This window comes from Citrobacter sp. Igbk 16, from assembly GCF_028069755.1.
Lineage (GTDB): Bacteria > Pseudomonadota > Gammaproteobacteria > Enterobacterales > Enterobacteriaceae > Citrobacter.
The window spans coordinates 51310-75735 of record NZ_JANEWJ010000011.1 but is presented as its reverse complement, the minus strand read 5'-3'; the positions used below and the strand labels follow the sequence as shown (position 1 = coordinate 75735).

The window sequence follows — 24426 nt, the reverse complement described above, 5'->3', positions numbered from 1 at the left end:
CTCACGTACTGCGTGTACGCTCCGGTTGCTGCGCGCTGTCCGCAGTCAAACTGACTGCGCCAATTACGCCTGCGGCACTAAGTGATGTAGGCCGGGTAAGCGTGCGCCACCCGGCTTCAGTTTAGTGGTGTGAAGAGGTCTTCACGCCGCCTTCCGGCACCGGTACATACGGTGTTTCTTTATCAGAGCGACCGTTGATGGCGCGGGCTTTCTGCCAGGTACGGAACCCGTAGAAAATGATGCTGTACACCACCACCAGGAACAGAATACTCAGGCCTGCGTTGGTGTAGTTGTTGATGACGATATGGTTCATGTTGGCAATCTGCTGTGCGGTCAGTTCGCCACCGTTGGCAATCTTCTCTTTGTACTGATTCGCCATGAAGAAGAAGCCTTCCATCTGCGGGTTGGTGCTGAACAGTTTCAGACCCAGCGCCCAGGTGGTGCAGATCAGCAGCCATACTGCCGGAACCACGGTCACCCAGATGTATTTGGTACGCTGCATTTTAACCAGTACCACGGTGCCCAGAACCAGCGCCACAGCCGCCAGCATTTGGTTAGAGATACCGAACAGCGGCCACAGGCTCTTAACGCCGCCCAATGGGTCAACCACGCCCTGATACAGCAGGTAGCCCCACAGGCCTACGCAGCCCGCAGTGCCGACGACACCGGCAACCAGGGAGTCAGTTTTCTTCAGGAACGGCACGAAGTTACCCAGTAAATCCTGCAGCATAAAGCGGCCAGAACGGGTACCTGCATCCAGTGCGGTCAGGATGAACAGTGCTTCGAACAGAATACCGAAGTGGTACCAGAAGCCCATGTCAGCCATTGGCAGGACTTTGTGGAACACGTGAGCAATACCGACAGCCAGCGTTGGTGCGCCACCTGCGCGGTTCAGAACGGACGGTTCACCGATGTCTTTCGCGGTTTGCAGGATTTGCTCAGGCGAAATCACGAAGCCCCAGGAACTGACGGTTGCCGCCGCATGTGCGGTAACGTCTTTCAGTTGCGCCATAATCAGTGGTGCATTTTCACCCCCCATTTCATGCAGGTTCGGCATGGTGATGCCAAGGCCCGCAGGTGGGGTGTTCATTGCGAAGTACAGACCCGGTTCGATGATGGAAGCAGCAACCAGCGCCATAATTGCGACGAAGGATTCCATCAGCATCGCGCCGTAACCGATAAAGCGCGCGTCAGTTTCACAGGCCAGCAGTTTCGGCGTTGTACCAGAAGCAATCAGCGCGTGGAAGCCAGATACCGCACCACACGCAATGGTGATGAACAGGAACGGGAACAGCGCACCTTTCCACAGCGGACCCGTACCATCAACATACTGGGTCATTGCCGGCATTTTCAGTTCCGGGTTGAGGATAACAATCCCCACAGCCAGACCGACGATAACGCCAATTTTCAGGAAGGTCGCCAGATAGTCGCGCGGCGCGAGGATCAGCCATACCGGCAGCAGCGCGGAGATAAACGCGTAACCGATCAGGGTGAAGGTAATGGTGGTGTCTTTAAAGGTCAGCGCCGGGCCCCAGTACGGGTCGTGTGCAATCACACCGCCGAAGTAGATAGAAGCAACCAGCAGCACAATACCAATCACCGATACTTCACCCACACGTCCTGGGCGCAGGAATCGCATGTAGATCCCCATAAATAGCGCGATAGGTACGGTTGAGCAGACGGTGAACACACCCCACGGGCTTTCTGCCAGCGCTTTTACCACGATCAACGCCAGTACCGCGAGGATGATGATCATGATTAAGAAGCAGCCGAACAGCGCAATGGTTCCCGGTACCGGGCCCATCTCTTCTTTGATCATCTCACCCAGAGAGGCGCCGTTACGGCGTGAAGAGATAAACAGCACCATGAAGTCCTGCACCGCACCAGCCAGTACCACGCCGGCCAGCAGCCACAGCGTACCGGGCAGGTAGCCCATCTGCGCGGCCAGTACCGGCCCAACCAGCGGACCTGCACCTGCGATAGCAGCAAAGTGGTGACCGAACAACACGTTACGGTTGGTTGGTACGTAGTTCAGACCATCATTGTTGATGACCGCCGGCGTGGCACGCGTCGGGTCAAGTTTCATCACCTTTTGAGCGATGTAGAGACTGTAGTAACGATAGGCCACCAGATAAACGGAAACAGAGGCGACCACGATCCACAGGGCGCTGATGTGTTCACCCCGACGTAATGCCACTACCGAGAGGCAGAATGCACCGATGATGCCGAGAATTACCCAGGGTATGTGCTTGAATATCTTTTTCGTATCCATAGTAAAACCTAATAATTGGCCGAGGCCGCTGGGGGGTTGATTGTGTGTTTGAGGAGATAAGTTGACTGCTATGTTGGGAGGATCTTGCCAGAGAGTTACGCGCGTAAAGTAAGGTAAATAAGTGAGTGGTTGTATGTCAGCTTAAGCGGTCCCAAGTGTCAGTGAGCGGTTCCTGGTGCTGGTGAGTGGGGATAATTATGTGATTGAGATCACTGATAAACGCCTTTAGATCCTGGGTTGACTGCGGACATCGACGAATCGTCGATGCTGAGATCGATTCAGTTAGCACGAATTCCATAAAGTTTTCCCTTTCCAGGCCGAAAATTCTGACATCTGTCTAGCGGAAAGAGAAAACATGTTAAAACGAATGAAGATTGTTACCAGCTTACTGCTGGTATTGGCGCTATTTGGCGTTTTACAACTGGCCTCGGGCGGGTTGTTCTTTAACTCACTTAAGAATGACAAAGAGAACTTTACCGTTCTGCAAACCATTCGCCAGCAGCAGTCTGCGCTGAATGCCACCTGGGTTGAACTGCTGCAAACGCGAAACACCCTTAACCGGGCGGGTATTCGCTACATGATGGATCAGAGCAATATCGGCAGCGGTGCGACCGTTGCTGAACTGATGCAGGTAGCGAGCACGGCGCTGAAACTGACGGAAAAAAACTGGGCGGTCTATGAGTCTCTCCCGCGTGACCCGCGTCAAAGTGAAGCCGCTTTCCAGGAGATCAACCGCACCTATGACATCTACCATGGTGCGCTGGCGGAGCTGATCCAACTGTTGGGTGAAGGGAAGATCAACGCATTCTTTGATCAACCGACGCAAAGCTATCAGGATGGTTTTGAGAAGCAATATGTCAATTACATGCAGCAGAATGACCGCCTGTATGACATTGCAGTTGAAGATAACAACAGCTCTTACAGCCAGGCGATGTGGGTACTGGCGTGCGTGCTGATTACCGTGCTGGCGGCGATTGTCGCGGTCTGGTTCGGTATTAAACTTTCTCTTATTTCTCCGATGAACCGTCTGATTGACAGCATTCGTCATATCGCTAGCGGCGATCTGGTAAAGCGCATTGATGTGGAAGGGTCCAACGAGATTGGGCAACTGGCAGAAAGCCTGCGTCATATGCAGGGTGAGCTGATGAATACCGTGGGTGATGTGCGTAATGGCGCTAACGCTATCTATAGCGGTGCCAGCGAGATTGCGATGGGTAACAACGATCTCTCTTCACGTACCGAGCAGCAGGCTGCATCTCTGGAAGAAACCGCGGCCAGCATGGAACAGCTGACGGCCACCGTGAAGCAGAACGCCGAAAACGCCCGTCAGGCCAGCCATCTTGCGCTGAGTGCCTCAGAAACGGCGCAGAAAGGCGGAAAAGTGGTGGATAACGTGGTGCAAACCATGCGTGATATCGCTTCCAGTTCGCAGAAAATTGCCGATATTATCAGCGTGATCGACGGCATTGCCTTCCAGACCAACATCCTGGCGTTGAACGCTGCAGTAGAAGCTGCGCGCGCAGGTGAGCAGGGACGTGGGTTTGCGGTGGTGGCGGGTGAAGTCCGTAACCTGGCCCAGCGCAGTGCGCAGGCTGCCCGCGAAATTAAAAGCCTGATTGAAGATTCAGTAAGTCGTGTCGATGTGGGTTCAACACTGGTAGAAAGCGCCGGTGAAACCATGGATGAGATCGTTAATGCGGTGACCCGTGTGACCGATATCATGGGTGAAATCGCTTCGGCTTCTGATGAACAGAGCCGCGGTATCGACCAGGTGGGCCTGGCCGTTGCTGAGATGGATCGCGTGACGCAGCAGAACGCCTCGCTGGTGGAAGAATCCGCTGCTGCCGCTGCCGCATTGGAAGAACAGGCCAGCCGTCTGACTCAGGCCGTAGCGGTGTTCCGTATTCAGCATGATCAACAGCGTGCTCGTGATGTTGCGACCGCAAAACCCGCGCCAGCAACCGTACTGCCACGCAAAGCCGCGGTAGCGGATGCCGGTGATAACTGGGAAACGTTCTAAGCCTTGTGATGCCGGATGGCGCTGGCGCTTATCCGGCCTACGGGGAAAGGTTACGTAGTTGCCGGATGGTGCTGGCGCTTATCCGGCCTACGGGGGAAAGGTTACGTAGTTGCCGGATGGCGCTGGCGCTTATCCGGCCTACGGTGAAAGGTTACGTAGTTGCCGGATGGTGCTGTCGCTTATCCGGCCTACGGGGAAAGGTTACGTAGTTGCCGGATGGCGCTGGCGCTTATCCGGCCTACGGGGAAAGGTTACGTAGTTGCCAGATGGTGCTGTCGCTTATCGGGCCTACGGGGAAAGGTTACGTAGTTGCCGGATGGCGCTGTCGCTTATCCGGCCTACGGGGAAAGGTTACGTAGGCCCGATAAGGCGTAGCTGCCATCGGGCAATTAGCGCAATATCAGGCGCATGGCGCAGCGTGATTCAAACGCCAGGCCGTGCGCTGCTTCTTCTTCTCTTTTCTGGCGCAGTGGTGTAGAAAGCGCCTCATCTGTCAGCATCTCAAACCCCAGACCGGCGTAGAAGGGCGCGTTCCATGGCACATCGCGAAAGGTGGTCAGTGTGAGTGATGCATATCCTTTTTCCCGCGCCTGTTCAGCGACGTAGCGAATCAACCCCCGACCAATCCCTTTCCCCTGCCAGCCCAGATGCAGAGAAACTTCAGCAATAAACAGCGATGATGCAATCGGTTCTGCCAGCAAAAAGCCAACGGGAGAGTTGTCTGCCAGTGCCAGCCAGCTCATCTCGTTGTCAACATAGTGCTGATGTTGGGAGAGCGTAACGGTGTGACCATCGGCGAGCCATGCCAGTGAAGGAATGCGCAGGAAGCGCTGTCCTGCGGAGTGTTCGATGTCCGGCAGGATTGGGGTATCGACCTGAGTTGTGGGGCGGAAAGTGATTTTCATGGAGGCAGTATAGCGGGCTTTGGCGCAGGTCCGGTAATGTACGATTACCGGACCCTTACAGAGCATCACTCCTGACGTGGGTCGCTGATTGGCTGACGAACCAGGAAGATATAGGCGAGCGCGCCTACCATGGTGACGCAACCGCAGATGATCAGCGCCAGGCGGAAAGAGTTGGTGGTATCCACAATAAAGCCGGTAACGATCGGCGCGAAGGACGCGCAGATAAAGCTGGCAAAGTTCTGGATACTGCCCACGGAGGCGGTCATACGTGAGGCAACAGCGACGTGGATCAGCCCCCAGCAGGAAGTGCCGGCGAAGTGAATGCAGAACAGCGCCATACCGATCAGGAGTACCGCAGCCATTGATGTTGTTGCCTGTGGCACGACAAACGTGAAGGCAGCTGAGCAGAACATCCCGGCGATAATACAAATTTTACGGCTCTTAATCGGCGCCATACCGCCTTTCACCAGCCAGTCGGTGACAAAACCGTTAATCAGCATGCCGGCTGCGCCAAACAGGAACGGGATCGCCGCCATTAATCCGGTGCTCTTTAAATCCAGGTTGTAGGACGTTTGCAGATAACCAGGCAGCCAGGCCAGATATAACCATGCCGTGTAGTTGATACCGCTAAAGCCCAGCATCATGCCCCACATGGTGCGGTTGCGGAACAGGCTGCGCCATTCGGCAAAGCTCAAAGGATCGCGACGCGCGTTGACACTGCCGGCGTTCAGGTACGCCTGCTCGGTGGCGCTCAGTTCAATCTGTTCGCGGTTGCGGTACAGCATGTACCAGCCGATAGCGAGGAAAATACCCAGCACACCGATGGTGATGAACATCCAGCGCCAGCCCATGACCAGCATCATGGCAGCCAGAATAGGCGGACTAATGGCCACCCCGATCGTTGAAGCGGCGTTGAATAACCCCATCGGACGACCGCGTTCTTTGATGTTAAACCAGTCGTTGATGACCTTTACGCCACATGGGTTCATTGGTGCTTCACCAATCCCCATCCCAATACGTACCAACACAAACTGGGTGAAGCTGTGCACCATGCCAGACATCGCCTGGAACAGCGACCAGAAGAACATCCCCAGTCCCAGCATGATGCGCGGACCTTTACGATCCAGCAGCGGGCCGCAGGGAAGTTGCGCAATACCATATGCGAGAGAAAAGACCGACAGCAGCACGCCGATTTGTGTGGCGCTGAGTCCCAGTTCTTCGCGAATAGTTAAGTTTGCTACCGACAGTGAACTGCGGTCGAGGTAATTAATCACCGCAGCAAAAAATAATAAAATCATTGCTGTGGTCTGAATGCGCTTTATTCGACTACTGCGTTGCACCATGCCTTCTGGCGGAACATTAATATCCGCAGATGACGAGGTGCCAAACGAAGAACTCGGGTCGAGGGTAATATTATTTTTTTCCACGCCGGACTCCTGAACCTCAATAATTTATTTTTACACAGTGATTGGCTGTGCTGTATTGAAAAAGTACCGGTGATAAATCAATTTTTTCATCACCGCTCACGAAAGTTTTTTAATGCAGTCGACTTAGCGTGAGCATAGGCAAGAGGTATTTTTCTGGCGTTTTTATTTTTATAAAACCGTGCTCCCGGTAATGGTTTGCTGTTTTTAATCTGTTCTTAATAAGCATTATGGCAACGTTGGTTGATGGAGCGAATCATCGATTGTTTGGCTGAATTCAAATGGTTACAAAGCGCCAGGGTAGCATCCAGGTCACTGCGGCAAATCAGCGCGCTGAGGATGGTCATATGTTCATCGATGGCAATGATATTGCGTTGCTTGAGGTCGCTTTCATCCCACTGATAGTGGAAGTGGAAAATCACAGAAATAATCTCAAGTGATTGATTAAAAAATATATTATCGGCTGCAGAAAGCAGTAGGGCATGGAATTCCCGGTCCAGTTGCGAGAACATGCGAAAACTGCTGCCGATGCTGTCGCGCAGTATCCGGTGGCGCTCCAGCAGCGTTTTGGCCTGCAGCCAGCGAGGATCATCGTCAGGCAGGTTGAGGAAATGTTGCAGAGAGTGAGTCTCCAGCATTTCTCGTAGTTCGAACAACTGCTCGGCGTAGGCCTGATCGAACTGCTTCATGCTCCACTGACCGCGCTTTTCATTTTTAATCAGATTGTAACGCTCGAATTTTAAAAGATATTCCCGTACAACGACCGGACTGACGCCTGCGGCTCTGGCCAGTTGCAGTTCAGAGAAGCTTTCACCCGCACGCAGTTGGCGCTGGTTAATCATGGTGAAAAACGCCTGCTCAAAAATCCGGTTTTGCTCGGTCATTGACGCTGTAGTACACGAAAAACCGTCATCATGGTTCGGTTTACGTACGATCACGTAGTGGCTACCGACTTGCGTCAGTACGCCGCATTCACCTAAATGGCTCAGCATGTGGCGCACGGTGGTCCGGCTGATGTTGTACATTTCTGCCAGTGCGCTTTGCGAAGGCAAAGGGGAAGGGATATGACCACGCGCCATATCATCAATTATTTGGTTAATCACATTGTGGCGTAAGTTCTGCGAACGGCTCATGGCTTCTCCTTTTTGTCTATTAAAACCCGATTTAAAACATTTTTATGCGTTGAGATTCACAGATTATGTTTCCGCTTTCTCCGGTGTTTTTATTTTCGTTGATATCTGAGGCAACAAAAAACAGGAGAGCAGAGTCATGTCTACGATGAATACGTTGATTTGCCAGGAACCTAAAAAATTAGTCTGGAAAGAACGCGAAATACCTATTCCGGGTGAGGGTGAAGCATTAATTAAAATTAAATCCGTAGGGATTTGCGGAACGGATATTCATGCCTGGGGCGGGAACCAACCTTTTTTCAGCTATCCGCGTGTGTTAGGCCATGAAATATGTGGGGAAATTGTCGGGCTGGGGAAAAATATACAAGATCTGAAAAATGGTCAGCAGGTAGCTGTTATTCCTTACGTCGCGTGCCAGCAGTGTCCGGCGTGCCAGAGCGGGCGTACCAACTGCTGCGAGAAGATTTCGGTGATTGGTGTGCACCAGGATGGTGGCTTTAGCGAGTACTTATCCGTTCCGGTAACGAATCTACTGGATGCACAGGGGATTGACCCGCATGCCGCGGCATTGATCGAACCTTATGCCATTAGCGCCCATGCGGTGCGTCGGGCGGCGGTGGTACCTGGCGAACATGTTCTTGTTGTCGGTGCAGGTCCGATTGGTCTCGGTGCCGCGGCGATCGCCAAAGCAGATGGTGCGCAGGTGGTTGTTGCGGATACCAGCCCAGCACGCAGAGAGCATGTGGTTTCCCGATTAGGGCTTCCGGTTATCGATCCGTCCGCTGCAGATTTTGATGCGCAGTTACGCACACAGTTTGGCGGCTCGCTGGCGCAAAAAGTCATTGATGCTACGGGGAATCAGCACGCGATGAACAACACGGTGAATTTGATTCGCCACGGCGGCAGCATCGTTTTTGTCGGGCTGTTCAAAGGTGATTTACAGTTCTCCGATCCCGAATTCCACAAGAAAGAAACCACCATGATGGGCAGCCGTAACGCCACACCGGAAGATTTCGCCAAAGTGGGGCGTCTGATGTCGGAAGGCAAACTGACGGCTGACATGATGCTCACGCACCGCTATGCGTTTGATACGTTGGCAGAGATCTATGAACGGGATGTGATCAACAACCGTGAGCTGATTAAAGGCGTGATTACGTTCTGATAGGGAGAGTGTGATGAAAACATTGAATCGACGTGACTTTCCAGGGCGCTGCTATCCAACACGAGTGATCCAGTTTGGCGAAGGAAACTTCCTGCGTGCGTTTGTTGACTGGCAACTGGATATCCTGAACGAGAAAACGGATCTGCAGGCGGGTGTCACTCTTGTTCGCCCGATCAATACCGATTTTCCACCGTCGTTGAACACTCAGGATGGGCTGTATACCACGCTTATTCGTGGCCTGAACGAACAGGGTGATGCAGTGAGCGAAGCGCGACTGATCCGCTCGGTCAATAACGAGATCAATCCGTATCAGGACTTTGCCGCGTATCTGGCGCTGGCGCACAATGCGGATATTCGCTTTGTGTTTTCAAATACCACCGAAGCCGGGATTAGCTATCACGCAGCCGACAAGGTTGATGATGTGCCACCGATCAGCTTTCCAGCCAAACTGACGCGTCTGCTGCTGGAGCGTTTTAACCACTTTGCTGGTGCGGTGGATAAAGGTTGGGTAATTATTCCTTGTGAGCTTATCGAGTATAACGGTGAGGCGCTTAAAGCCCTGGTGTTGCAATATGCGCAGGCCTGGCAGCTTCCTCCGGCGTTTGCCGATTGGGTGGAAACAGCGAATACCTTCTGCTCCACGCTGGTGGACCGCATTGTTACCGGCTACCCACGAGAGGAGGCTGCTACGCTGGAAGAGACGCTGGGCTATCACGATGCCTTTCTCGATACCGCTGAACATTTTTACCTGTTTGTTATTCAGGGGCCAGAGTGGTTGGCCGGGGAGCTGAAACTGGCGCAGTGCCCGCTGAACATCCGCGTGGTGAGCGATATCAAGCCGTATAAAGAGCGTAAGGTTGCCATTCTAAACGGCGCACATACGGCGCTGGTGCCAGTCGCCTGGTTGTGTGGGCTGGATACCGTGGGGGAGGCAATGCAGGATGCTGACGTGCGTCGCTTTGTTGAGCAGGCAATTGGCGAGGAAATTATCCCGGTTCTGGATCTTCCGGCTGATGAACTGCGTGAGTTTGCCAGCGCCGTGAGTGGGCGTTTTCAGAACCCCTATATTCGCCATCAACTGCTTTCCATCGCGCTGAATGGCATGACAAAATTCCGTACCCGTATTTTACCGCAACTGCTGGCTGGTCAGCAGAATGGGCGCTGGCCTGTACGGTTAACGTTTGCACTTGCTGCATTGTTGGCATTTTATCGCGGGGAACGCGCGGGCGAACGCTACCCACTACAGGATGATGAGCAGTGGATAAGCCTGTATGCCAGTCTGTGGCCGCGAGTCGGCAACGATCTGACGCTGCGTGAACTGGTGGACACTGTGCTCAGCGATGCGCCTCACTGGGGGGATGATCTTACATTGCTGCCAGGGTTAGCTGCACAGGTGACGGCAAATCTGGAAAGTATTCTGGTGCAAGGGATGCGTCAGGCGGTAAACAGTCTGGAATAAGGTTGCCATGCAGCGCCCGGTGCGGTGTTGGGCGCTGTTTTTTTTCAGACAATAACGGTGGTTAGCGGTAGGCCGATAAGCGAAGCACGATCAGCACTTCATGTCACGAGCCCTGAGCAACCACTTTGATTTCAACCATCCCGATCCCCAGCTTACGCGGCGAGTGACCCAGAATGTTGCCCTCGTTGGTAGCGACGGGATCGGGTGGGACAATCACCAGCGTGTCGGCGGATGTCGGGTTATCAAAGTGCAATATGGTTGTGCTGACATCCTGACTTAATACCAGCGTTTGTTCCTGGTTGCCGACGCGTACGGGAATAGGGCGGTTAGCGTTGTCACCAAAGGCTTTCGCGGTGATAACCAGATCGAATTTCTTCGGCAACGGAGCCTTGTATTCGATTTTCACCTCTTCGCTCAGTTGTGCGTTAGACCAGCGCCCCCAGGATTCAGGGCGTGAAATTCCGCTAAACTGTTTCACCTCTTCCGGCGCGCCCGCTACGTTGAAAATGAAGCTGTCAGCTTTGTAGCGAATATCGTTATCGACAATTTTTAGTGTATCGACGTTACCTTTATAGCGTTCGATGTCGATGACCGTGTCTTTAAATGTCGTCTTCCCTTTCCAGTTGGCTTTATCGACATGCTGTACGATCTGCTGCCCGCCCAGTTGCCCCTGTGATACGCACCAGTCGGTGGAGAGTGCCAGTTCCGGTGCCCACAGCTGCGCCATTTTGTAACAGCGGTCTATCCAGACAAAGTTGTCGCGCGGGGCGAAATCAGCCAGCTGGAAGCGCAGTGGGGCTGAATATTCACTTTCCGGCAGTGGTTCGACGCGCTGATCCGACACTCGGAGCAGCAGCGGCAGGCGGAAATGACTCCCTGAGAAAGAGATCATCTCTTTGTCCCGATCGATGGTGAATGTTTTCATCTCTTTCGGGAAATTCCATAAACGGATGATGTTGGGCTTCCACGCCAGCATTTTCTCTTTGATGTTCAGGAACACTTCCGATACGGATTCGCTGGACAAGCTGCTGCGTCCAAGGCCGATAAAATTGTCGCCGCCCAGAATATCCAGTACGGTGGCACCGTTATCCATGGTATTACGCTTCACCGCCAGCGTCTCCTGTTGGGGTTGATCGCCGCGTAGCACGAAGAACAGGTTGTTACGATCCTGCTTGTTGAGATACTTCCATGCGGTGTTGTTCATTGCCAGATGATCGGAAGAGACGACGATCACGGTATCTTTAAACCACGGTGAGGCTTTAATTTTATTAATAAACTCGGCGATATTTTCCTGGCTGCAACTGACCGCACTGAAGGACTGGTTGGTTTTACCGTCAATATCATAACGCTTACGGTTACAGCTGCGTGAGATGAAACCGTCCGGATGATGAGTATCGACGGTCAGGGTAAACAGTGAAAAACGCTGCCCTGAGCGTGACAGCTCTTCGAATTTTTTCCACGCTTCATCCAGTACGGTATCATCATAAAAGCCCCAGTCGTTACGATAAGCGGGGTCTGCAACGACCCCCTTTAACTCTTCAGCGCCGTACAGATGATCAAATCCGTGGGATTTCAGGAATACATCTTTCCCGGCAAAGCGCAGGTTTGCGCCCTGTACAAAATAGTTCTGATAACCGGAGTTCTTCAGGATATCGCCCAGACAGATATTGTTGGGGAAGAAACTGGAAACCGATGCCGAGGCGTTACCTTCAAATGGTGCAAACAGCGGAATGCCACACTGTGAGGCGACCATGCCGGCGATGGTGTAATCCGTACCCGGCAGTTGCATGGTGTTGCTGAAATCCAGACTTTCGTTTTTCAACGTGCCGAGTTCCGGGGTCAGATCCGGGAAGGCATCGTTGTTAAAATAAGTACGCTCCAGACTTTCACCGTAGATATAAACCAGATTCAGCTTCGGATTGGGGATCGTTTTTGATGGCTCTTTGTAGTAGGTCGCAAAATCGGGATCGCCATCGCGTGACTGGGATTTGACCAGTTCAGTTATTTGGTGGAAAGCCGGACTGGCATCAACAGAAGCCAGCGCCAGCAGCAGGGCCAGCAGACTGTAACCGACATGATGCGGATGATGGCGACGGCGGCGCAGTATCCAGCCCAGCGTGACAAAAACGGTGGTCAGCGCCAGGGCGATCCCAACGCCCGGCAGGATATATTTTCCGATACCCGCGCCAGTCAGGCTGTTGGTCAGGGTGTACAGGACCGCATCGTTAATGCCGTCACCTGTGAAATAGTCACTGGCATACAACGTGATGTTTAAGACAATAAAGATCCCCAGCACCGTTAACGTGGCGGCGAACCACCAGGTGTTGCGACCCGCTTTCCAGGCATAAATCAGTACCGAAGCGAGAAACAGAGTGATGGAGAGCAATTCTGACAACGGTCTATCCTCAGTAACACCAGGCAATTGCCTGGCAGGCTAATCATTTTTTGAGAGTACAATGTAATAGCGTTGTTATATTGCTGCAATTGTAGTGACATTAAATGAGGTTGTTATTCAGAATTGGTTTAGATATGCGGGTTTTTGCGGGCAATCACTACTCATTTGGTATGAAAATATTTTCGTGGAATTGATTGATGCCGCGCCGGTGGTGAAATGGCCGGGGCGCGGCATTTGTTGCATCAGGAAATGAAGTTCATACCCTGTTTTAATACCAGATCGCAGGCCTTGGTTTTGACCTTCTCGGCCAGCGGTGTGCTGCCAATGTTGCTCAGGTTAAGCTGCTGACCATCTTTGGTATTGAGCATTCCCTGAATACCATCCAGATAGTTGGTATCTTTTTTCTGCTCAGCCGTGCTCAGGCCCAGTTTATCCAGCACTTGGTTTTTGACGTTTTGCGCGTCAGTGACCGAAGCCAGTTTCTGTTTTGCACAGTATTCCAGAATCCCTGCTGCGTTATTCATGCTGCTGGACGTCAGAGACTGATTGCTGCCATTTAACAGGCTGGTCAGGGAAGAAATTGAGGAGCTGCCCTGCGAGGTGGAACTTTGTTTGCTCAGTTCGCTGGCCGCACTAGAGAGCGAATCTTGCCAGGATGCGGCAAAAACGCTGGTGGAGATGAGTGTGCTGGCGGCAACCGCGCAGCACAGCAGACGTTTGGTAGTTTTCATCATTATGTGTAACTCGTGTTATGCATTTTCAGCGCAGTATAGCGCTGGCTGTCTTAGGAGTGTTCCCAATACGCTAATACTCTTTGCCGGTGACCCGACTCCGGTAGCTTTCCCAGTTAAAGATCACCCACAGGCTGTTGCCCAGACGCATACGATCCATCACCCGTTCGCCGAGCAGTTTGTTCATTTCATCCATATTGCTGTTTGTTAACATGCCGGTTGGGCGCTTAGATGACGAACGGCGATCGACAATCTGGTTGATGATCACTTTCTCGTAGCGGGATTCTGTCTGCATGCCGATCTCGTCGATCACCAGGAGATCCACATTGCTGAGATCGTTGAGCAGTTGCTCTTCACTGGTCTCACGATTGCTGAATGTCTCTTTCATCGCCGACATGATATCGGCCACGGTAATAATCAGTACCGACTTGCCGCGCAGCAGCAGTTCGTTGCAGATGGCAGCGGCAAGATGGTTTTTACCCGTACCGGGTTTGCCGGAGAAGATAAAACTGGCGATGTTGCCGTCAAATTCTTCAACGTATTGGCGGGCTTTGCTTAGGGCGTTCATCTGACCTTCGCACTCGACACGATAGTTCTCGAACGAGCAGTTCTGGTGTAGTGGGCGGATACCGGAACGGTTGAAGGTCCGTTGCATTTTCATGGCCCGATTCTCACGCGCCAATGCAGCGGCACGAATTTCACCTTGCTCCTTTTGCCACGCCAGCAGCTCCTCGCCTGTTTTGAAGGCCGGCTCAACATTGGGTGGCATCATTTTTTGCAAACGTTTCATCAGGTCGCCAACGTTTTTCATCGTTATCCCCTAAAACCTGGTGGAATATGGCTGTCAGGTTCGCTGACACTGTTAACATCGCGCTTGGGCATCCCGCCATTGCTGGCCCGGCCTATTTGTATGCTGCGTGCCAGTTTTTGCTGCCACTGGATATGGTGAAAGACTTTGCCTTCGGCTTGCCAGTAGGCAACAAATGAAGCCAGTTCTTCTGTGGTGACGGGCTCTCTTAGCGCCACTCCCCATAACGCCGCCTGACGCTGGAAGTCAGCATCTGGCTGCCAGTCAGCGTACATCGCAAATTTACCCATTGGCACGGCAACCGGTGCCGCTTGCGGCTCTTCATAGAATTGGGCATCTAAGGTTACATCGCTTCCCGGGCGTGACAGCTTCTCTTCAAGCGCCAGCAACTCTGCCAGTCGTGCTGGGGTTACGGCGTAAAAAGCAGGCGCATTATTGGCAAAAACAGCCACAGCGCCAGCCGCCGACTTCGCCAGCACCGCGTTGTGATCGTGTAATAAGGCGTCAATACTGATGACGTCCGGAGTCAAAATTTTGCAGGACATAATGTTTCTCAATACTGAACAACAACCGAGAAGGGACTGCTTTTATAGTAACACAGAGAAAGAGGAGAGCAGCAGATGAGGGAAGGTTCCCCCATCTGCAAAGGGGTAAACAGGTTCACTCGTTACACGCGCGGACGTTTGCGATACAGCCATAATCCTGGCACGGAAAGCCCAATTGAGAGTGCGCCTACAATCGATGATGCTTTCAGGAAGTTGGTCAGCAGGGTGATCATCAGCGCTTCGCTATAGCCGAAATGACCGATCTTTACGGCGGATATCATGGCGGTGTAGGCGGAGATCCCTGGAAACATAGGGATCACTGCCGCAACGGTGAAGACTTTCGGATGTGCCAGATACCATCGTGACCACTGGATCCCAATGCAGCCTACCAGCAACGAGGCCATAAAGGTGGACCATTCGATGTTGAATCCAGCGGTCATCATAACCATTCGGGAACCGTGTCCCAGGGCACCCAACAACGCACACCAGGGAAGCGCCCGATGTGGAACATTAAAGACCATGGCAAATCCTACTGCCGGGATGGCAGAAAGGATCATGTCCTGTATGAGTGCCAAAATAAAATCGATCACGCCCATCCGCGAAGCCCCCATAAGGTCATAGACATCACCACGCCAATACAGGTTGCCAGCGTAAGCAGACTGGCAATCGCCCAGCGAGCGAGGCCGGTGTTAATGTGTCCTTTAAACATATCCGCAACCGAATTGATCAACGGAAAACCGGGAACCAGTAACAGCACGCTGGCGGCCATGGCTACAGTAGGCGTGTGATTAAACGTCGGTAGCGTAAGCAGCAGCCCGGATATGGTGGTTGCCACAAAAGCGGTGATACAAAAGTTGATTTGTGGATGCAAATGCCGGGAAGCCAGGATCTGGCGAATGTACATGGCGATCATGCTGGCGAAAAAGGTAATCATCGCGCCATCCCAGCCGCCGTTATTGAGCTTACAAAAGCAGGCGCAGGACAATCCGACCATGAAAGCAACCAGCCATCTGGGATAGCGCAGCGGTTTGATTTGGTTAAACCGTTTCTCTACCCCTTTTTCGTCCAGCAGATTATGTTCTGCCAAAATAACAATGTGTTGCACTTCCGTCACGACGTGCATATTGATGCCACGATCCTGATTTTTTCGGGTCGATGTCAGGCATTGTCCGTCTTTGATCGTCGTCAGGACGATGGCATTCGATGATATGGCACTTTCTACACTGTCCATCCCAAGCGCCAGGCCCAGGCGGGTGGAAAGTTCATCGACTAACGCGCTTTCTGCGCCATGTTGCAGTAAAAAAAGCCCGCATTGTATACATAACCGTGTAACCGTTCTTTGTGACGACAGCTCTGTTTGCATAGCTCGCTCTGACTAAAAGATGCTCTCTTAATGAAGAATATCTTCTTTTTATCATGAAGCGCGAGTCCGTTGGCTCTGGATAAGATCAATCTTTGTGTTGAAAAAAACAGGTCACTCGGAGGTTGCAGGGAATCGTATCGTGGACCCACGCTTGAGCCAGGGCTAAATTTTCTGAGGTGAACAGTAATTACGTAAGGAATGCTAATAATTTAATGTAGTTATTTTAATTGTACAATGAATGTACTTATGCGTAATTATGTCATGATAAATTTATAGTGTGATGCCATTGGGAATGTAGCATCACCATTCTCTATTTATAATAGGGATAAATAATTCATCCTGTCTATTGTTTAACGCATGTCTATTTATTGATTATTTTATTTGATTGTAGGTGATATTTGCGCGCGCAAGATTGAAGACATGTGAATATGGAGGAGTTATGTTGCTGGGACGCTGCAAGAACGCAATTATTATTAGTAAATTACCCATCATACAAACTGGGCTTAAAGGGGTAATGCAGGCGCATTTCTCCGATTACAAACTGACCTACTGCCGCTCCGTAGAAGAACTGACATTGTTGCAACTGCGACGTTCAGATCTGGTCATCGCTGATTTAACCGGAGATTGTAGCCATCCGCGTTTGATCTGCGAACAATATTATTCTTTGTTACCCCAATACCGCGATATTCACTGGGTCTTTCTCGTTTCTCGAAATTATTATCCTGTGGCCGTTGAGTTGCTGATGTGTCCAATCAGTACGCTGTTATCCGATGCCGAACCGATCGACAGTTTAGTAAATGCTATTGATGCGGGGAATATTTATGCTGACAGAATTAGCCCGGTATTGCTCTCTCCGGTCATAACACCAGAAAGACAGGATCCTAGCGTACATTCAATTATTCTGACGCTATCTGAACGGAAAGTGCTACGGCTTCTGGGAAAGGGCTGGGGGATTAATCAGATTGCCACATTACTTAAAAAAAGTAATAAGACCATCAGCGCCCAGAAAAATAGTGCGATGCGTCGTCTGTCAATACACAGCAATGCGGAGATGTATGCCTGGATAAATAGTTCTCAAGGAGCACGAGAATTGAATCTACCTTCAGTTTATGGAGAGACCACGGAATGGAAGACAGAAGTATCAAAAGAAATGTCGCACTGGTAGAAAAGTGTGTAATGAGCAGTGTGGGTATTTATAATTTATTTAATGCCAGACCGAATAACCAATACCGACTCCATCCCTTTTCACGACAGCCTGCCTTCAGCCAGGCGATGTCACAGACGTCATTTTCCGCGGTTATTTTTTCACTTTCCGCGAAAAGAACCGATCGCCGCACCGGTCTGGCTTATCTGACGGAGCTGGCGGTGAAACACCCTCGCATCAAGCGAGTAGTCATTGCCGATGATGATGATGAGGCGCGGTTAATTGGCTCGCTGTCACCGTCACCACTGGATGCCGTGATTAGCAAAGCATCCACGCTGAGTGTGTTACAGGAAGAATTATTTGCAGCGCTGGAGTGTGTCAGAGGGGAAACAGAGGATACAAAAAAACTCTGGTATATCAATCAATGTCGCATGCTTAGCCCAACCGAGCGCGAAATTCTGCGCTATATGTCGAATGGCTATTCGATGCTGCAGATTGCGATTGAGCTTGAGCGAAACATTAAAACGATTCGCGCGCATAAATTTAATGTGATGTCCAAACTGGGAGTGAGTTCGGATGCCGGGTTACTGGACGCTGCCGATATTCTGTTGCATGTACGCTCTGCAGAACCGTCATCTTTTCGTCGTACTGCCCCGTTATGGCGCGCTTGAGAAAAGGTGTATCAGCTTAGTTATTGGCATGGAAAGGTACATCGATCACTGGCACACATCAACCCAGGTCGCCGTAGTCAGTTCTGCTATCCTCTCTGGCGTGATGCGAACCGCGCTATGAGTGGCTCCAGCCGCAGGGAGCACTTCAGTGTAGTGTTTCAACGAGACATCACAGTATACCGATATTGGTGTCTCCAGGCCGAAAGGACATACGCCTCCCACGGGATGGCCTGTTGCGATGACCACTTCATCGCTACTCAGCATGCGCGCTTTGGCACCAAACGTATTTTTCAGTTTTTTATTATCGAGGCGCGCATCTCCTCTGGCGACGACCAGGATAATGTCGTTTTTCACCTTTAGTGACAGCGTTTTTGCTATCTGCCCTGGTTCGACGTTATGGGCTTTTGCGGCCAGATCGACGGTGGCGGTGCTTTGATCTAATTCGATGATTTCAATATCTGGCGCATGTTGCGCAAAAAACTGCCGCACTGATTGCAAACTCACTCTTTTCTCCCTCTCGCTTATCCGCAGCCCTGTATAGCAGAAAACCGCCTGGCGTAATTTGTCATAGGGGAAGCGTTACTGTAAATATTTTATTGTAACAACATAGCAACATCGGCAGTTTTTCGATCACCTTCACAATCAAAGAAACCGGTTACAGTAACCGGTTGCAGAATGTTGAAATGGCGATTAATACTGAAGCTGTCACTTCCTCTGTATCACATAATAAGAGCCATCTATGAAACTTAACTTTAATAGCGGTAGCGCTGGCGTTCCTCCCGGCACGGTTGCGAAAAGTGGTAACGGGCCTTACGTGGTGGTGTTGATACCAGCACATTTACAGGGTTTTGCACAACAGGAGAGCGGCTATGTCTACTAACCATGCTGTGTTTAATGTGATTTTCCGCTTTGTTGAAAACTACGTTAGCCCTGTCGCCGGGCGCATTTCTTCACAACGTCATGTGATGGCAATACGTGATGGTTTCATTTCGGCAATGCCGTTTATGATTGTAGGATCTTTTCTGCTGGTTTTTGCCTATCCTCCTTTTTCGCCGGATACCACCTGGGGATTTGCCCGCGCATGGCTGGATCTGGCAAAACAATTTGAAGGCCAGATACTCACGCCGTTTGATATGACGATGGGGATCATGTCGGTCTATATATGTGCCGCCATTGCTTACAATCTGGGTAAACACTATGTGAAGTCGTATCAGCTGGATCCGTTTATGTGCGCGATGCTGTCCATCATGGCGTTTTTACTGATTGCTGCACCGAAAACCAAAGGTTCGATGCCGGTTGATAGCCTGGGAGGGACGGGGATTTTCACCGCGATCCTCGTGGCGATTTATTGCGTTGAGATGATGCGGTTCCTGAAGGCACACAACATCGGGATCCGCTTACCCGATCAAGTGCCGCCGATGATCAAAAACTCATTTGATCTCCTGATCCCAGTGCTGGTTGTGGTATTGACGCTGTACCCGCTGAGCCTGGTGATACAGTCGCAGTTTGATATGCTGATCCCTCAGGCCATTATGGCAATCTTTAAACCGCTGGTGTCTGCTGCCGATTCTCTTCCGGCGATACTGCTGGCGGTATTGATAGGCCACCTGCTGTGGTTTGCCGGGATTCACGGGGCGGCGATTGTGTCCGGGATGCTGCAAATGTTCTGGCTGACCAACCTCGGCATGAATCAATCGGCGTTGGCGCAGGGGGCTCCTTTGCCGCATATCTTTATGGAAGCGTTCTGGACGTTCTTCATCGTGGTGGGGGGATCGGGGGCGACGATGGGGCTGGTGATTTGCTATCTGCGCAGTCGTTCTGCCCATTTACGCTCGATTGGACGCCTCAGCGTCGTCCCAAGTATTTTTAATATCAATGAACCGGTGATTTTCGGTACGCCGATAGTGATGAATCCGGTGTTCTTTATTCCGTTCCTGCTTGCGCCGATGGTGAATGCTGTCTTGGCCTGGGCAGCGATGAAGCTGGATTTGATTGGTCGCGTTATTTCTGTTGTTCCCTGGACCGCACCGGCCCCGGTGGGGGCGGCATGGGCGTTAGGCTGGGATTATCGTGCGGCGATCCTGGTGGTTGTGTTGGCGCTGGTTTCTGCCATCATCTACTTCCCCTTCTTTAAGGTCTATGAGAAGCAACTGCTGGCGCAGGAAAAAGAAGAAGCCCAGCGTATAGAAGAGGAAAGTCAGCAGGTAGCGTAATCGTGCAGGCGAGGGGCTGCGGCTCCTCGCTTACTTTAACGTGCAGTCACCGCATTGCTGAACATCGGGCAAGCGATAGCGTTGACAGCAGGTTCTGCGTACTAACAGTCCCTCACGTGGAACGACGGTACGCCACAACGGATTATCCTGACCACAGGAGAGCTGTTTCTCAAAGAAGCAGGTTTGACGCAATGTTGTCAGCAGTTCTTCACCTAACAGCGACTTCATTTCCGTTAAATACCAGTGGATGAGATACCCGGTATTGCTCCAGATAAGTTTCGCGTTGATCTCACCCGTCGATTCCAGCGCCTGAACCACCGGTGTCAGGGCTGACAAAATCAGCGTTTCCATGCGTTGTTGCGGTGAGAGTGCAGTGGTCTGGTGATCCCGATGTACATCTATCCAGAAACATGCGGCACGCCCGGTTTCGTGAAACTCCACGTGCATATGTTCCGGCGCGACATCAATGGCTTCTTTTTGCGTCAGCAGAGCCACCATGAGCGGGGGCATCATCAGGCCGATATACCATTGCGCCCAGAGGGAGAGCAGCGGTTTATTTTCGCGTACTAACGTGGGCTGGTTGCGGTAGATGTGGTCTGAATAAACGGCCAGAAGCGAACTTAACGTTGTCGGTTGCGTCCATTCATATAATGTCATTGCACCTTGCGGTGGGGTCTCGTCAAGACGAATAAAATCCAGCAAGTGTTCGCGAGTTTGGGCTATGGTCGCACGCACGGAAGCCGCCAGCGAGGGCATCTCTGAAGGGAGATGGCTGCGCCAGATGACATCTTCAACGATGGGTGCGGAACGGTAAGCCATAGCGATATAAGGATGTTAATCTAAATGATAATGATTGCCAATCCTATAGACGAGGGTAAACGATGGCAAGATCTTTGTCGCAATATCGGGCAGTTCCGCACGGATAAACTCAGGAAGAGGTGCAGTTTATCCGCAGCTCATCGCTGACCAGGGTGTTGTTTCGACCGAGATTCTTGGCCTCATAAAGCGCTTTGTCTGCTCTGGTAATCGCGGAGTCAATATCCTGATCCACTAAAGGCGCAATGCCGATGCTGACCGTCACATTGGTTGCTACGCTCTCATTAAACATATGAGGGATCTTAAGGTCGTATACTTTCTGGCGGATACGCTCAGCTGCGGCCTGCGCCTGCTGTGGATCGACGGCGGTCAGTAACACCATAAATTCTTCGCCACCAAAACGCGCGACCACATCCCGGGAGCGTACGGAATCACGAATCGCGGCAGAAACGCGAATTAACGCCTGATCGCCCATCATATGTCCGTAATGGTCGTTATAGGCTTTGAAATGATCGATATCCAGCAATAAGACGTAATGCTTCGCGTTGCTCAGTGCTAGCAACGTATCGAGTCGGTGTTGCAGCCCACGACGGTTATACAGCCCCGTCAGCGGATCGAGCATACTGAGGCCGTTCAGGGTTTCTCGCTCTTCCAGCAGTTTGTACATCAGCTGTTGGGCAAAGCCGTCGTAGCGCTTTTGGATCACATGTTGAATGGCAATCCCGGCCATAGGCAATGCCATAAAATAGAAAATGCGTAGACCATGCTCACTCCCGTTAAGCCATAGACAGACGACGACTGAGGGTAACGAATGTAGCGTAAAGGCGATGATATTGTTGGCAAAAGCGATAGAGCCAATAAACAACACACTGAGAAGCGCTATTAACAGAAAATAATAATCGTTATTACCCAGTATTGTGAATTTCAACACAATATGGGCTGCCCACAACAAACCGAAAATGATTGAAATAAAAGGAAGATTAATTCTTTTATTCGCATATTTGCCATGCCATGCCAACAGCAATGTACTGGCGACCAGGATGAGCAACGCCGGGACAGATAAGGCGTTGACGGCAAAAAGTGGGAAAACAAGCGTAAACAGCGCGGAGACTGCGTTGAGAAGCAGAAACAGACGTAAAGAGAGTTGATATTTCTTAGTGCGCAGAGTTCGCCAGGATTGTACTGTCATAGGTAAATATTGTTATTTATCTGCAATATACGAAGGTGTGTTTGTAAGGAAAAAAATGATGAACGAAAAATCATTCGTTCAGGTCGTTATTGTTTTTTGATGAAAAGCTAACCGGCGAGCAATTTATCACCTTAAATTATTCATGTCATCAATCGTTAAGTAAAACTCATAGAATTGATAGCCTTTCCCGGCTGACAAATGAGAAAATTTACCATATGATATTGGTTATCATTATCAATTTCATAGGTGAAACCATGTTGCAACGTGCGCTGGGCAGTGGATGGGGAGTTTTGCTGCCGGGGATAGTGATTGCCGGGCTGGCATTTACTGACCTGTCACTCGACGCATGGAAGGCGATGATTGTATTAGGGCTGCTGCTGACTTCGCTAATGCTGTACCACAAACGCTTACGGCATTTCGTTTTGTTACCTTCATGTGCAGCACTGATCGGCGGTATTGTTCTGGTGATGATGAACTGGAATCAGGGATGAGTAAAACAGAGATGAAAACTGAAAGGAAAATAAGATAATTGGTGCGAGGGGGGGGACTTGAACCCCCACGTCCGTAAGGACACTAACACCTGAAGCTAGCGCGTCTACCAATTCCGCCACCTTCGCACAGTCATCTTACTTTTTTTGATATCGCCTCGTTGGTGCGAGGGGGGGGACTTGAACCCCCACGTCCGTAAGAACACTAACACCTGAAGCTAGCGCGTCTACCAATTCCGCCACCTTCGCCCAGTGCGAGCAATATCAACGTGGATTATGGTGCGAGGGGGGGGACTTGAACCCCCACGTCCGAAAGGACACTAACACCTGAAGCTAGCGCGTCTACCAATTCCGCCACCTTCGCATACCATCGACACTCAAAAAGTATCGTTACCACGGAGGCGCATTCTAGTGGTTTTCAGCTTTTCGTCAATAGTTAATTGCCCAGGACGCGATTAATTGATGTAAAAATGGGCGCTAACCGTAGGCCGGATAAGCGATAGCGCCATCCGGCAATACTCGGTGTCACGCCGGATGGCGGCGTAAACGCCTTATCCCGCTTACATCAGTTAGGCTTTTTTCGCCTGACGCGTCATGATGGTACGATAAACCTTGAAACGACCGGTCTGTGCGATAACTTCATGGAAACCAAACACCTCATCCAGCACTTTCGGATACGGCAGGAAGGCGTTGGCCACGATACGCAGCTCACCGCCGCTGTTCAAGTGACGAACTGCCCCGCGAATCAGCGTTTGAGCTGCATCAAGGCTGGTCTGCATGCCATCGTGGAACGGTGGGTTAGAGATGATCATATCAAAGCGACCCGTCACGTCAGAAAAGACGTTACTGGCAATCACCTCACCTTCAATGCCGTTGGCCGCAAGCGTTGCGCGACTGGCTTCAACCGCGGATGCGCTGACATCGCACAGGGTCAGTCGAACTTTCGGCGAGTGACTGGCTAATGCAACAGAGAGCACGCCCGCGCCACAGCCGACATCCAGAACCTTGCCCTTAGTGTGCGGCGTCAGCGTAGAGAGTAGCAACTGGCTGCCGACATCCAGTCCGTCACGGCTGAATACGCCAGGCAAGGTTTTGATGGTCAGATTGTCGATGGTGTATTCATCCCAGTATTTTTCTGCATCAAAAACGGGCTGTTTTTCCAGGCGACCATGATAAAGACCACTGCGACGGGCGCTGTCGACTTTATTCAGTGGCGCGTATTCGGCCAACATCTGCTCTGCGCTGCGCACACCGCTGCGGTTCTCACCGACAACAAAAATATCGGTGCCGACGGGTAACAGCGACAGAATATTCATCAGTTGGAACTGGGCTTCTGGCTTATTCTTCGGCCAGTAGTAGATCAGCGTATCGCTGTCAGCAACGTCATCGGCTTGGGCGACGAGGCTAAAGCGGACGTTATCACCCATTTGGCGGTTCAGTACCTGCCAATGGTGCAACTGCTGAGTATGCGCGCGGCTGGCGGCGCTTGCGAATTGGGCTGGCAGGTCATCCTGCAAATCACCGGCAAACAGAATACGGCTTTGTTCGAAATCATCACTGTGGCGCAGCAAGACTTCACTTGCCGGGGTAAAAGCAGACATGGAATGCTCCTTAATTTATATAGGGTGCGATTATATACACAAAATCATTCAAGCTGAATCAAGGCGGTCTGCGGGATGACGTGTATCGTT

Annotated in this window: 22 protein-coding genes and 3 tRNA genes; 8 read left to right on the top strand and 17 right to left on the bottom strand. The window is 51.4% G+C overall.

What is annotated here, in order from left to right:
- Nucleotides 1-121: 121 nt before the first annotated feature.
- On the bottom strand, nucleotides 122-2272 hold the full coding sequence (btsT, locus tag NNO03_RS09770) for a pyruvate/proton symporter BtsT (protein ID WP_271449399.1): 2151 nt from the start codon (nucleotides 2270-2272) through the stop codon (nucleotides 122-124).
- A gap of 355 nt (nucleotides 2273-2627) precedes the next feature.
- On the opposite strand from btsT, the gene tsr reads away from it, so the two are divergent.
- On the top strand, nucleotides 2628-4292 hold the full coding sequence (tsr, locus tag NNO03_RS09765; protein WP_271449398.1) for a methyl-accepting chemotaxis protein: 1665 nt from the start codon (nucleotides 2628-2630) through the stop codon (nucleotides 4290-4292).
- A gap of 389 nt (nucleotides 4293-4681) precedes the next feature.
- Here the strand turns inward: tsr and NNO03_RS09760 are convergent, their stop codons facing one another.
- The 3 genes from NNO03_RS09760 to NNO03_RS09750 form a co-directional block, all read right to left on the bottom strand.
- Entirely contained in the window at nucleotides 4682-5197 is a 516-nt protein-coding gene (locus NNO03_RS09760) for a GNAT family N-acetyltransferase (protein WP_271442552.1), read from the bottom strand.
- A 65-nt stretch (nucleotides 5198-5262) separates the two neighbouring features.
- Nucleotides 5263-6624, bottom strand: a complete 1362-nt coding sequence (locus tag NNO03_RS09755) for an MFS transporter (protein WP_271442544.1) — start codon at nucleotides 6622-6624, stop codon at nucleotides 5263-5265.
- 215 nt (nucleotides 6625-6839) lie between these two features.
- A complete protein-coding gene (locus tag NNO03_RS09750; protein WP_271442545.1) occupies nucleotides 6840-7754 on the bottom strand; it encodes a GntR family transcriptional regulator in 915 nt (304 codons plus the stop codon).
- Between the two features lie 136 nt (nucleotides 7755-7890).
- Between NNO03_RS09750 and NNO03_RS09745 the strand changes: the two genes are divergently transcribed.
- Nucleotides 7891-8913, top strand: a complete 1023-nt coding sequence (locus NNO03_RS09745) for a zinc-binding alcohol dehydrogenase family protein (protein WP_271442546.1) — start codon at nucleotides 7891-7893, stop codon at nucleotides 8911-8913.
- Between the two features lie 13 nt (nucleotides 8914-8926).
- The gene (locus tag NNO03_RS09740) at nucleotides 8927-10372 is read left to right on the top strand and encodes a tagaturonate reductase (RefSeq protein WP_271449397.1); all 1446 of its coding nucleotides are present in this window, start codon (nucleotides 8927-8929) and stop codon (nucleotides 10370-10372) included.
- Nucleotides 10373-10475: 103 nt separating this feature from the next.
- Here NNO03_RS09740 and opgB read toward each other — a convergent pair whose 3' ends face one another.
- The 6 genes from opgB to NNO03_RS09710 all read right to left on the bottom strand — a co-directional run bounded on the left by opgB (nucleotide 10476) and on the right by NNO03_RS09710 (nucleotide 16214).
- Nucleotides 10476-12767 (bottom strand): phosphatidylglycerol--membrane-oligosaccharide glycerophosphotransferase, encoded by a 2292-nt coding sequence (gene opgB / locus NNO03_RS09735; protein WP_271449396.1) that lies wholly within the window; start codon nucleotides 12765-12767, stop codon nucleotides 10476-10478.
- A gap of 242 nt (nucleotides 12768-13009) precedes the next feature.
- Nucleotides 13010-13501 carry a DUF2501 domain-containing protein gene (locus NNO03_RS09730; RefSeq protein ID WP_271442549.1) on the bottom strand — a complete coding sequence of 164 codons (492 nt, stop codon included), beginning with the start codon at nucleotides 13499-13501 and terminating at the stop codon, nucleotides 13010-13012.
- Between the two features lie 70 nt (nucleotides 13502-13571).
- Nucleotides 13572-14309, bottom strand: a complete 738-nt coding sequence (gene dnaC, locus NNO03_RS09725) for a DNA replication protein DnaC (protein ID WP_003019133.1) — start codon at nucleotides 14307-14309, stop codon at nucleotides 13572-13574.
- A 2-nt stretch (nucleotides 14310-14311) separates the two neighbouring features.
- Nucleotides 14312-14851: a primosomal protein DnaT gene (gene dnaT / locus NNO03_RS09720; protein ID WP_271449395.1), complete on the bottom strand. Its 540-nt coding sequence runs from the start codon at nucleotides 14849-14851 to the stop codon at nucleotides 14312-14314.
- Nucleotides 14852-14973: 122 nt separating this feature from the next.
- On the bottom strand, nucleotides 14974-15447 hold the full coding sequence (locus NNO03_RS09715) for a threonine/serine exporter (RefSeq protein ID WP_271442551.1): 474 nt from the start codon (nucleotides 15445-15447) through the stop codon (nucleotides 14974-14976).
- The gene (locus NNO03_RS09710) at nucleotides 15438-16214 is read right to left on the bottom strand and encodes a threonine/serine exporter ThrE family protein (RefSeq protein ID WP_271449394.1); all 777 of its coding nucleotides are present in this window, start codon (nucleotides 16212-16214) and stop codon (nucleotides 15438-15440) included. Before NNO03_RS09710 ends, NNO03_RS09715 begins: the two co-directional genes overlap by 10 nt.
- 439 nt (nucleotides 16215-16653) lie before the next feature.
- Here NNO03_RS09710 and NNO03_RS09705 point away from each other — a divergent pair, with 439 nt between their 5' ends.
- Both NNO03_RS09705 and bglJ read left to right on the top strand, forming a co-directional pair.
- Nucleotides 16654-17379 carry a response regulator transcription factor gene (locus NNO03_RS09705; RefSeq protein WP_271449393.1) on the top strand — a complete coding sequence of 242 codons (726 nt, stop codon included), beginning with the start codon at nucleotides 16654-16656 and terminating at the stop codon, nucleotides 17377-17379.
- A complete protein-coding gene (bglJ, locus tag NNO03_RS09700; protein ID WP_271441720.1) occupies nucleotides 17340-18029 on the top strand; it encodes a DNA-binding transcriptional activator BglJ in 690 nt (229 codons plus the stop codon). The genes NNO03_RS09705 and bglJ overlap by 40 nt, the downstream gene beginning before the upstream one ends.
- A gap of 45 nt (nucleotides 18030-18074) precedes the next feature.
- Here the strand turns inward: bglJ and NNO03_RS09695 are convergent, their stop codons facing one another.
- Nucleotides 18075-18533, bottom strand: coding sequence for a YbaK/EbsC family protein (locus tag NNO03_RS09695; RefSeq protein WP_271441719.1), 459 nt, complete (start codon nucleotides 18531-18533; stop codon nucleotides 18075-18077).
- Nucleotides 18534-18768: 235 nt separating this feature from the next.
- Between NNO03_RS09695 and NNO03_RS09690 the strand changes: the two genes are divergently transcribed.
- Nucleotides 18769-18909, top strand: a complete 141-nt coding sequence (locus NNO03_RS09690; RefSeq protein ID WP_271441718.1) for a hypothetical protein — start codon at nucleotides 18769-18771, stop codon at nucleotides 18907-18909.
- Nucleotides 18899-20242: a PTS sugar transporter subunit IIC gene (locus tag NNO03_RS09685; RefSeq protein WP_271441717.1), complete on the top strand. Its 1344-nt coding sequence runs from the start codon at nucleotides 18899-18901 to the stop codon at nucleotides 20240-20242. Before NNO03_RS09690 ends, NNO03_RS09685 begins: the two co-directional genes overlap by 11 nt.
- 30 nt (nucleotides 20243-20272) lie before the next feature.
- On the opposite strand, the gene fhuF is transcribed toward NNO03_RS09685, so the two are convergent.
- Both fhuF and NNO03_RS09675 read right to left on the bottom strand, forming a co-directional pair.
- Nucleotides 20273-21061 (bottom strand): siderophore-iron reductase FhuF, encoded by a 789-nt coding sequence (gene fhuF / locus NNO03_RS09680; protein ID WP_271449392.1) that lies wholly within the window; start codon nucleotides 21059-21061, stop codon nucleotides 20273-20275.
- A gap of 109 nt (nucleotides 21062-21170) precedes the next feature.
- A complete protein-coding gene (locus NNO03_RS09675; protein ID WP_271449391.1) occupies nucleotides 21171-22247 on the bottom strand; it encodes a GGDEF domain-containing protein in 1077 nt (358 codons plus the stop codon).
- Between the two features lie 254 nt (nucleotides 22248-22501).
- Here NNO03_RS09675 and NNO03_RS09670 point away from each other — a divergent pair, with 254 nt between their 5' ends.
- Nucleotides 22502-22738 (top strand): DUF1435 domain-containing protein, encoded by a 237-nt coding sequence (locus tag NNO03_RS09670; RefSeq protein WP_086523828.1) that lies wholly within the window; start codon nucleotides 22502-22504, stop codon nucleotides 22736-22738.
- Between the two features lie 39 nt (nucleotides 22739-22777).
- Here NNO03_RS09670 and NNO03_RS09665 read toward each other — a convergent pair.
- The 4 genes from NNO03_RS09665 to rsmC form a co-directional block, all read right to left on the bottom strand.
- Nucleotides 22778-22864 (bottom strand) — tRNA-Leu (locus tag NNO03_RS09665).
- 33 nt (nucleotides 22865-22897) lie between these two features.
- A tRNA-Leu gene (locus tag NNO03_RS09660) sits at nucleotides 22898-22984 on the bottom strand.
- Between the two features lie 28 nt (nucleotides 22985-23012).
- Nucleotides 23013-23099 (bottom strand) — tRNA-Leu (locus NNO03_RS09655).
- A gap of 205 nt (nucleotides 23100-23304) precedes the next feature.
- A complete protein-coding gene (gene rsmC, locus NNO03_RS09650; protein ID WP_271449390.1) occupies nucleotides 23305-24336 on the bottom strand; it encodes a 16S rRNA (guanine(1207)-N(2))-methyltransferase RsmC in 1032 nt (343 codons plus the stop codon).
- Between the last annotated feature and the right edge of the window lie 90 nt (nucleotides 24337-24426).